Raw genomic sequence first — 9,006 nt, forward strand, 5'->3', positions numbered from 1 at the left:
CCCCAACGCCCGCCTCGCTCGCCGCAGCCGGCGTGCCGAGCCCTTCGAGTGCCCGAGCCGCCCCGGTCTCTCCGGGCTCGGGCGTGCTGGCCCGCCGCCCGGTCTCGACCCCAGACACCGTCGCGACCGCTCTCGCCCTGGCCCTGCTCGCCGAGGGGGAGTGGGCGGGCGAACGGATGATCGCCCGCGCGGCCACGGTGTTCGGTGTGCGGCACCGGTGGTTGCCGCGTCTCGTGCGGGAGCTGCTCGCCGTCTACCGACAGGCGCCCGAGGGGTCGCCGCGGGAGCTGGCCGCTGTCATCCGGCGTACCGCCTCGTTCACCGCGGCGCTCGAGCACGCCACCGAGGTCGGGCGCCCCCTCACCATCGTCAGCTACCCTGTCGCGGCCGACGGACCGCCCCGGCTGTCGCCTGCGCTGTCGCCTCCGTCGGCGGCGGTCGACGGCATCCCGCTCGTCGCCGCTTCGAACCCGCGCGACCCACGCCACGGCACCGCCCCTGCGGCGCTCGCGACTGCCGCAGGCCCGGCGGCGCTAGCGACTGCCACAGGCCCCGCGGCACTCACCCCGGCCGCGCCGCCGCGGGGGCTGGCCGGGCTCCGCACCCTCGCCGACCTCGCGGAGCTGCTCGGCGTGACGCCCGGGGAGCTCGACTGGCTGGCCGATGTCGGCGCCTGGAACCGCCGGGCCAGCCCCGGGCCGCTGCACCACTACCGCTACGAGTGGCGTGCCCGGCCGGGTCGCGTTCCGCGCCTGCTCGAGGTGCCGTCGGCCCGCATGCGCTCCGCCCAGCGGACCCTGCTGCACGACGTTTTCGCGCTTCTGCCGTTGAACGACGCCGCGCACGGCTTCGTGCCGGGTCGCAGCGCGGTCACGGCGGCCCGGTTGCACACCGGAGCCGCGGTGGTCGTCACCCTCGACCTCACCACGTTCTTCGCCACGGTGACCGCCGGCCGCATCTTTGGAGCGCTCCGCCAGGCCGGTGCGGGCGAACGCGTCGCCCTCGCCCTCACCGGTATCGCGACGAACCGCGTGCCGCCGCGCGTCATCACTGCCATGCCGCCCGGTGGCGACCCCGACGAGCGGGCGGCCCTCCGTCGCGCGCTCGCCGCCGCCCATCTGCCGCAGGGCGGCCCCAGCTCGCCCGCACTCGCGAACCTCGCCCTGCGCCGCCTCGATTCGAGGCTCGCAGGCTACGCGGGCGCAGCGGGCGCCCGCTACACCCGCTACGCCGACGACCTCACCTTCAGCGGCGGCACCGACCTCCGTCGCCGGGCAGACGCGTTCGTCGTCGCCGTGCGCCGCATCGTCGAGGAGGAGAACCACACCGTGAACCTACGGAAGACCCGGGTGCGGCCCGCCGCGACCAGCCAGCGCGTCACCGGAATCGTCGTGAACGAGCACACCGCGCTGCCGAGGGCCGAGTTCGACCGGCTGAAGGCGATTCTGCACAACTGCGCCGAGCGAGGGCCGGCGAGCGAGAACCGCGCCGGCCACGACGACTTTCGCGCCCATCTGCTCGGCCGGCTCACGTGGGCGCGGTCGCTGAACCCGGCCAAGGCCGAGCGCCTGCAGAGGGAGTTCGACCGCATCGCCTGGTGATAGCGCGACCGCTGCTGCCGCTGCACCGGGCTGCACCGGGGCTGCACCGGGCTGCACCGGGCGCTGCGCCGGGGCTCAGCCGCCGTGCGTGCCCGATGAGAGTGGGAAAGTGCTGAGCATCCACCCTTCCTGTGTAAGCCGATGCGGTGGAACCGGCTGCTGTCTGTACTCTCAGAACAGGTTGCCCCGGACCACGGTCGCCACATCACCGTCGAGTGGTCGGGTCGCCTGCATGTGACCACTCACTCGAAACCTCGAAATGAGGCTCTCCGTGAGCACAGCAGCACCCGCAGCCCCCGCCGCGTCGTCCCAGCCGACGGTGTCGTTCACCCGCACCAAGCCGGGTGGCAACCGCACGAACCCGACGACCGAGTACTCCGCGCTGCTCCGCACCGTTCGCGACGCCGGCCTGCTGCGTCGTCGCACCGGGTTCTACGGCCTGATGTTCGGTCTTCTCGTCGTCGCCCTCGGCGGCGTCGTCACCGGCTTCGTGCTTCTCGGCGACTCTTGGTTCCAGCTGCTGATGGCCGCCGCGCTCGGCCTCATCCTCACCCAGTTCGCCTTTCTCGCCCATGAGGCCTCGCACCGCCAGGTGTTCGAGTCGGGCCGGGCGAACGACATCGTCGGCCGGGCGCTGGCGAACCTGTTCGTCGGCATCAGCTACAGCTGGTGGATGACGAAGCACTCCCGCCACCACGCGAACCCGAACATCATCGGCAAAGACCCCGACATCGACAAGGACTTCGTCTCGTTCACCGAAGACGACGCCGCGGCGACGAAGGGCATCTCGCGCTTCCTGACGAAGCGCCAGGGCTACATCTTCTTCCCGATCCTCATCTTCGAAGGCCTGAATCTGCACCTGCACGGCTTTCGCACCGTCTTCGGTCGCGGCACGGTCGACCAGCGCACCCTCGAGATCGTGATGCTGGTCTCCCGCATCGGCGCGTACCTCGCGATCGTCTTCCTCGCGCTCCCGCTCGGCATGGCCTTCGCCTTCGTCGGTGTGCAGCTCGCCGTCTTCGGCCTCTACATGGGCTCGTCGTTCGCGCCGAACCACGTCGGCATGCCCGTGCTGCCGCGCGACTCCAAGGTCGACTTCCTGCGCCGCCAGGTGCTCACCTCGCGGAACATCTCGGGCGGCTGGTTCATCAACTTCTTCATGGGCGGCCTGAACTACCAGGTCGAGCACCACCTCTTCCCGAACATGCCGAGGCCGGCCCTCAAGCAGGCTCAGGCCATCGCCCGCGAGTACTGCGAGACGCACACGATCCTGTACACCGAGACCACGCTCTTCCAGGCCTACGGAACGGTCGTCAACCACATGAACAAGGTGGGTCTCGCCGCCGCCAAGAACGAGTTCATGTGCCCCGCCGCCTCGGCGTACGGCCGCTGATCCGGGCCTGCCCGGCCCGCGGGCCAGCTTCTGTCTGAACGGAATGTAAAGATTCGGCAACGCCCTGTCTGTCTGCAGGACTTTGCCAGTCGGAACGATTAACCTGTCGTTGTGAGCGCCCCCATCGGCCCGACGATCGACGAGACCCAGCCCCACGTCGTCTACTCCCCGACGCCCTGGAGTGACGACGTCTGGTTCATGGCGCACGACGGTCGCTGCCTCGGGTGGATCCTTCGGTACGCCGAGGGCGATCGCCAGCTCTACGGCGTGTACACCTACGGCTGCGACGAGCGTGGCCTGCGGGTGTGGGTCTCCTCAGAGACGACGCTGGCCCGGGCTTCCGCCTACATGGGCTTCCATGTGCGAGAACTGCTGGAGCAGTCGCGGCGGCTCGGTCCCGACCCGGTCAACCCTCTCGGGCTGCACGAGCGCCGACGCGGCTGACCGCTCTGCTCTGCATGCGCTGAGGCTCAGAGCGCGCTGAAGGTCAGAACGCGCTGAGGTGCTCTGCCGGGTCGATCAGCTTGCGACGCGGCTGGCGGTCACCGGGCGGAACGTCGCCGACGTAGAGCCAGCCGAGCAGCTGCTCGTTCGCTGCCAGCCCGTGCGCCTCTCTGACCGTGTCGTGGCGGGTCTGCGCTCCGGTGCGCCAGATGACGCCCCAGCCGGCTTCGTCGAGCAGCAGCGAGAGTGCGTGTGCGACTCCGGATGCCACGGCCTCCTGCTCCCAGTGCGGCACCTTCGCGCTCGGCCGGTACACCCCGACGATCGCGATGAGCAGCGGAGCCCGCCGGGCCTTGCCGACCATCTTCGCGACGTCGCCCTTACCATCGGCCGCTGCCAGGGCTTCGCCCAGCCTGTCGCGGGCGTCACCGCGCAGCTCGATGAGCCGCCACGGGCGCATCGAGCTGTGGTCGGCGACAGTGCCGGCGGCTTCGACCAGGCGCAGCAGCTCGGTGTGGCTGGGAGCGTTCGCGCCGACCTTCGAGTGCGAGCGTCGGTGCAGCATGCTCTCGAGCGCGGACACCTACGACGCGGAGCTGTCGGTGTCGAACGAGAGCGAGACCGAGTTCATGCAGAAACGGTCGCCGGTGGGCGTCTGCGGGGCATCGTCGAAGAGGTGCCCGAGGTGCGAACCGCAGTTGGAGCAGCGCACCTCGGTGCGCACCATGCCGAGGCTCCGGTCTTCGATCAGTTCGACGGCGTCGCTGTCTTTGGGTGCGTAGAAGCTCGGCCAGCCGCAGTGCGAGTCGAACTTGGTGTCGCTGCGGAACAGCTCCTGGCCGCACGCCTTGCACGTGTAGACGCCTTCGCGCTTCTCGTCGAGCAGCTCACCCGTCCACGGGCGCTCGGTCGCAGCCTGGCGGAGCACGGCGTACTCTTCGGCCCCGAGGGTGCGGCGCCACTCGTCGTCGGACTTGTTCACTTCGTAGCTCATCGGATTCCTCTTCCTGACAGGCGGGGTTCACGCCGGGCGGCGGCGGCGCCTGAAGCGCGCCGGGCACCGGAGCGCCATCCATCCTCACAGTAAACTCGGGCGGGTGTCTGACAATTCCATCATGCAGAAGACCTTCGGCGAACTCTCGACGACCGAGCTGTATGCCTTTCTGAAGCTGCGCACCGATGTGTTCTACGTCGAACAGAAGGTCGACGAGTCCGAGCTCGACGGTCGGGATCTCGAACCCACGACCGTGCACTACTGGCTGGCCGAGGGCGACCGCGTCGTCGCCTACCTGCGGGTCATCGAAGACGAGGTCGCCGAGCACCTCGACGCCCACCGGCTGATCGGGCGGGTCGTGGTGGCAGCCGACCGGCGGGGGGAGGGGCTCGCTCAGCGACTCATCGCCGCCGTGCTCGACCGGTACGGTCACGAGGCGCTGCTGCTGCATGCGCAGAGATACATCGCCGGCCTCTACGCCAAGTTCGGCTTCGAAGCGTTCGGCGACGAGTTCAGCGAGGCGGGCATCCTGCACCTGTCGATGTACCGTGCGGCACACCTCGCCCCAAGGTGACGCACCCTAGAATGAGCCGAATCGGCGGCCCACAGGGGGCCGGCGGAGGAGGGTGACGGATGGCCGACGCAAAGCGCCGCCTCCCGTCGGGCCCGAGCACCTCTCCGGCCGACGGGCTGGGCGAGCGCGACCGGCGCGTTCTCGAGTTCGAGCGCACCTGGTGGAAGCACGCCGGCGCCAAGGAGCAGGCGATCCGTGAGGAGTTCGGCCTCTCAGCCGCCCGGTACTACCAGGTGCTGGCGTCGCTGCTCGACTCGCCGGCCGCCCTGGTCTTCGACCCGATGCTCATCAGACGACTCCAGCGCGTGAGAGACACCCGTACGGCGGCCCGTTCCGCCCGTCTCCTCCCGCCCGGCGAATAGGAACGGTCTCCCTCCACCCATGGCTTCAGAACACCTCGACTCCTTCGACGACCTCCCCGACGACCTCGCGCGTCGCGGCGTGCACAGAGGGCCCCGGCCGCGGGGTCGGGGATGGGTGACGTTCGCCTGGGCGGCGCTCGCCACCGGCGTGCTCGTCGGGCTCGGAGTCCTGGGCCTCTTCGTGGTGAACAACGGCCTGCAGCTCGGCACGGGAAGCGCGGGCGGCGGCGCCGCGTCGTCGGTCGACCCCGGGCCGAGTGAGACGCCCACTCCGACGGTCGCGCCCACGGTCGATCCGGCGCTCTCGGTGACCATCCTGAACGGCACCACCATCGAGGGTCTCGCCACCCGAGCGGGCGGCCAGGCGACGGACGGTGGATGGTCGGTGGGAGTCGAGGCGAACGCGAGCTCCAGCGACGTCACGGTGACCACGGTGTACTACGTCGATGCGAGCCAGGAGGGCGCTGCCAAGGGCCTCGCCGCCACTCTCGGAGGGGTGGCGACCGCGGTGTCGACCCAGTTCGAGGGCGACACCCTCACCGTCGTGCTCGGAACGGACTACAAAGACCCCGCCGCCTGATCGCAGGCCGCGACATCCTGAGCAGGAGCCCCCATATTTCGGGAATGTTTAATCCTTGTTGAGTTGTGGTCACGAGACGCCCTTTGCTTCGGCCGCACCGTTTTACTGGGAAAACGGATCATTTCACTCGAAATGGTGGTCAGCAACACAGCAATGGGAGTAACAAATGGCGAACGGAACCGTCAAGTGGTTCAACGCTGAAAAGGGCTACGGCTTCATCACAGTGGAGGGCGGGGGCCAGGACGTCTTCGTGCACTACTCGGCCATCGACATGGGCGGCTACAAAGTGCTCGAAGAGGGCCAGCAGGTCATCTTCGAGGTGGGAACGGGCTCGAAGGGGCCCCAGGCGGAATCGGTGCGGCTGGCCTAGCCCCCGCGCCTCGGCGCCACCCTCGCTCCTCCCGGGCGTCACTTGCACTCTCACCTACCGAGTGCCAGTATTGGTTTAGCACTCGTGCAGTCTGAGTGCTAAACCTTTATGAATCTTTCATGACGCCCGGGAGGGACGAGAAACACACATGGCAAAGATTATTGCTTTCGACGAAGAGGCCAGACGCGGCCTCGAGCGTGGACTCAACATTTTGGCTGACGCCGTCAAGGTGACGCTCGGCCCGCGCGGCCGCAACGTCGTCCTCGAGAAGAAGTGGGGCGCCCCCACCATCACGAACGACGGTGTCTCCATCGCCAAGGAGATCGAGCTCGACGACCCGTACGAGAAGATCGGCGCAGAGCTGGTCAAAGAGGTCGCCAAGAAGACCGATGACGTCGCCGGTGACGGAACGACCACCGCGACCGTTCTGGCCCAGGCCCTGGTTCGCGAAGGTCTGCGCAACGTCGCGGCCGGCGCCGACCCGATCAGCCTGAAGAAGGGCATCGAGAAGGCTGTTGCAGCCGTCATCGCCGAGCTCGTGGCCAACGCCAAGGAGATCGAGACGAAGGAAGAGATCGCGGCCACCGCCTCGATCTCGGCCGGCGACTCGGAGATCGGCGCTCTCATCGCCGAGGCCATCGACAAGGTCGGTAAAGAAGGTGTCGTCACCGTCGAGGAGTCGAACACGTTCGGCACCGTTCTGGAGCTCACCGAGGGCATGCGCTTCGACAAGGGTTACCTGTCGCAGTACTTCGTCACCGACCCCGACCGCCAGGAAGCCGTCTTCGAAGACCCCTACGTGCTGATCGTCAACTCGAAGGTCTCGCAGATCAAAGACCTGCTGCCGATCGTCGACAAGGTCATCCAGGCCAACAAGCAGCTGCTCATCATCGCTGAAGACGTCGACGGCGAAGCTCTCGCCACCCTCGTCGTCAACAAGATCCGCGGCATCTTCAAGTCCGTCGCCGTCAAGGCTCCCGGCTTCGGCGACCGTCGCAAGGCCCAGCTGCAGGACATCGCCATCCTCACCGGTGGCCAGGTCATCTCCGAAGAGGTCGGCCTCAAGCTCGAGAACGTGACGCTCGACCTGCTGGGCCGTGCCCGCAAGGTCGTCATCACCAAAGACGAGACGACCATCGTCGAGGGTGCGGGTGACAGCGAGATGATCGCCGGTCGCGTGCAGCAGATCCGCAACGAGATCGAGAACACCGACAGCGACTACGACCGCGAGAAGCTCCAGGAGCGTCTCGCGAAGCTCGCTGGTGGCGTCGCCGTCATCAAGGCCGGAGCCGCGACCGAGGTCGAGCTCAAGGAGCGCAAGCACCGCATCGAAGATGCTGTGCGGAACGCCAAGGCTGCCGTCGAAGAGGGCATTGTCGCCGGTGGTGGCGTCGCCCTCATCCAGGCCGGCAAGACCGCCTTCGAGAAGCTCGAGCTGGCCGGAGACGAGGCGACCGGTGCGAACATCGTGAAGGTCGCGATCGACGCTCCGCTCAAGCAGATAGCCGTCAACGCGGGCCTCGAGCCCGGTGTCGTCGCCGAGAAGGTGCGCAACCTGCCCACCGGTCACGGCCTCAACGCCGCGACCGGCGAGTACGTCGACATGCTCCTCGCCGGCATCAACGACCCGGTGAAGGTGACGCGCTCTGCCCTGCAGAACGCCGCATCCATCGCCGGTCTGTTCCTGACGACCGAGGTCGTCGTCGCCGACAAGCCCGAGCGCAACCCCGCTCCGGTGGGCGACCCGTCGGGTGGCATGGACTTCTAAGTCCGCCAGAACCGCAGGATTCAGCGGGTCGGCCTCTTCGGAGGCCGGCCCGCTTTTTCTATGCCTCTTCGGGAATATACGGATTCGGTGTTGCGCTCGTCACGGCGGCCTCGCTAATGTTGGCAACCGCAGCGGTCAGCTGCGCACGGATAGAAGAACACCAGGAGGTGAGCCAGATGAAGAACCCAGCAGATGATGCTCGTGCGTTGCGCTACAGCCGTACCGAAGCATTCACGGTCAGCGCCGCATTCCCCGCCCGCGCAACCCACACCTCGGCTCTTCTCCCGGCCGCCGCCTCTGTGAACTGACTTCACAGGTCGCGTCACACCTTCGGGAGAGAGCTACACCGGCTCATCACTCCCCAGAAGAAGGTTTCATCGTGTTCCGTGTATCCCAGCGCTCCGACGACCAGTCGTTGCTGCGCATCTCAACCCGCGACCCCATCGAGTGGGTCGGCGCCGAGCAGTTCGGCCGCGGCATCGCGGCGGGCAGCCTCCGCCGAGAGTGGACCTGGCTGGCGTTCGTCGACGACGACCCGGCGGCTCCGCCCCTCGCCCGTGCCGTCTGGTGGGGGCCCGTTGGCGCCGTTCACCCCGTCGAGCTCCGCTGCCTGATCGTCGATGAGGCCCAGCCGCATCCTGAACTCTGGGGCGCGGCACTGATCCGCTCGGCCCACCGTGCGTTCCGTGCGAACGGCGCGCTCTTCGACCCCGTCGTCACGATCGGGGTCGACGACGGTTGGCAGCAGGATGCCGCCGCTCTGGCGGCGGTCGCGTGGCGCCGAGAGGCGGCCGCGGAGGCCGGGGCTACCGTCGTTCTCCGCGCCGCCCAGCCGCAGCCGGTGAGCACCGACCGCGCGCTCGCTGCCCGCTGACCCCGCTCCCGCTCCCGCTCCCGCTCCCGCTCCCGCTCCCTCCCCC

Annotated in this window: 11 protein-coding genes; 9 read left to right on the top strand and 2 right to left on the bottom strand. The window is 68.4% G+C overall.

Features of this window, described 5'->3' with window-relative positions; genetic code table 11:
* The 3 genes from C5B96_RS02615 to C5B96_RS02625 form a co-directional block, all read left to right on the top strand.
* The coding region (locus C5B96_RS02615; RefSeq protein ID WP_104242691.1) for a reverse transcriptase family protein at nucleotides 1-1,601 on the top strand (1,601 nt) is incomplete at its 5' end.
* A gap of 271 nt (nucleotides 1,602-1,872) precedes the next feature.
* Nucleotides 1,873-2,994: an acyl-CoA desaturase gene (locus tag C5B96_RS02620; protein ID WP_233188952.1), complete on the top strand. Its 1,122-nt coding sequence runs from the start codon at nucleotides 1,873-1,875 to the stop codon at nucleotides 2,992-2,994.
* Between the two features lie 111 nt (nucleotides 2,995-3,105).
* Nucleotides 3,106-3,438, top strand: a complete 333-nt coding sequence (locus tag C5B96_RS02625) for a hypothetical protein (RefSeq protein ID WP_104242695.1) — start codon at nucleotides 3,106-3,108, stop codon at nucleotides 3,436-3,438.
* 43 nt (nucleotides 3,439-3,481) lie between these two features.
* Here the strand turns inward: C5B96_RS02625 and C5B96_RS02630 are convergent, their stop codons facing one another.
* Together C5B96_RS02630 and msrB are read right to left on the bottom strand one after the other, a co-directional pair.
* A complete protein-coding gene (locus C5B96_RS02630; protein ID WP_104242711.1) occupies nucleotides 3,482-4,003 on the bottom strand; it encodes a nitroreductase family protein in 522 nt (173 codons plus the stop codon).
* Nucleotides 4,004-4,021: 18 nt separating this feature from the next.
* A complete protein-coding gene (msrB, locus tag C5B96_RS02635) occupies nucleotides 4,022-4,432 on the bottom strand; it encodes a peptide-methionine (R)-S-oxide reductase MsrB (RefSeq protein ID WP_104242697.1) in 411 nt (136 codons plus the stop codon).
* A 103-nt stretch (nucleotides 4,433-4,535) separates the two neighbouring features.
* Between msrB and C5B96_RS02640 the strand changes: the two genes are divergently transcribed.
* The 6 genes from C5B96_RS02640 to C5B96_RS02665 all read left to right on the top strand — a co-directional run bounded on the left by C5B96_RS02640 (nucleotide 4,536) and on the right by C5B96_RS02665 (nucleotide 8,960).
* Nucleotides 4,536-5,006 (top strand): GNAT family N-acetyltransferase, encoded by a 471-nt coding sequence (locus C5B96_RS02640; protein WP_233188953.1) that lies wholly within the window; start codon nucleotides 4,536-4,538, stop codon nucleotides 5,004-5,006.
* Nucleotides 5,007-5,065: 59 nt separating this feature from the next.
* Nucleotides 5,066-5,368 carry a DUF3263 domain-containing protein gene (locus C5B96_RS02645; protein ID WP_104242701.1) on the top strand — a complete coding sequence of 101 codons (303 nt, stop codon included), beginning with the start codon at nucleotides 5,066-5,068 and terminating at the stop codon, nucleotides 5,366-5,368.
* A 19-nt stretch (nucleotides 5,369-5,387) separates the two neighbouring features.
* Nucleotides 5,388-5,948, top strand: a complete 561-nt coding sequence (locus C5B96_RS02650; protein WP_104242703.1) for a LytR C-terminal domain-containing protein — start codon at nucleotides 5,388-5,390, stop codon at nucleotides 5,946-5,948.
* Between the two features lie 166 nt (nucleotides 5,949-6,114).
* Nucleotides 6,115-6,318, top strand: coding sequence for a cold-shock protein (locus C5B96_RS02655; protein ID WP_104242705.1), 204 nt, complete (start codon nucleotides 6,115-6,117; stop codon nucleotides 6,316-6,318).
* A 148-nt stretch (nucleotides 6,319-6,466) separates the two neighbouring features.
* A complete protein-coding gene (gene groL / locus C5B96_RS02660; RefSeq protein ID WP_104242707.1) occupies nucleotides 6,467-8,086 on the top strand; it encodes a chaperonin GroEL in 1,620 nt (539 codons plus the stop codon).
* A 379-nt stretch (nucleotides 8,087-8,465) separates the two neighbouring features.
* Nucleotides 8,466-8,960 (top strand): hypothetical protein, encoded by a 495-nt coding sequence (locus tag C5B96_RS02665; protein ID WP_104242709.1) that lies wholly within the window; start codon nucleotides 8,466-8,468, stop codon nucleotides 8,958-8,960.
* Nucleotides 8,961-9,006: the final 46 nt, after the last annotated feature.

This window comes from Subtercola sp. Z020, assembly GCF_002931235.1.
Taxonomy (GTDB): domain Bacteria; phylum Actinomycetota; class Actinomycetes; order Actinomycetales; family Microbacteriaceae; genus Subtercola.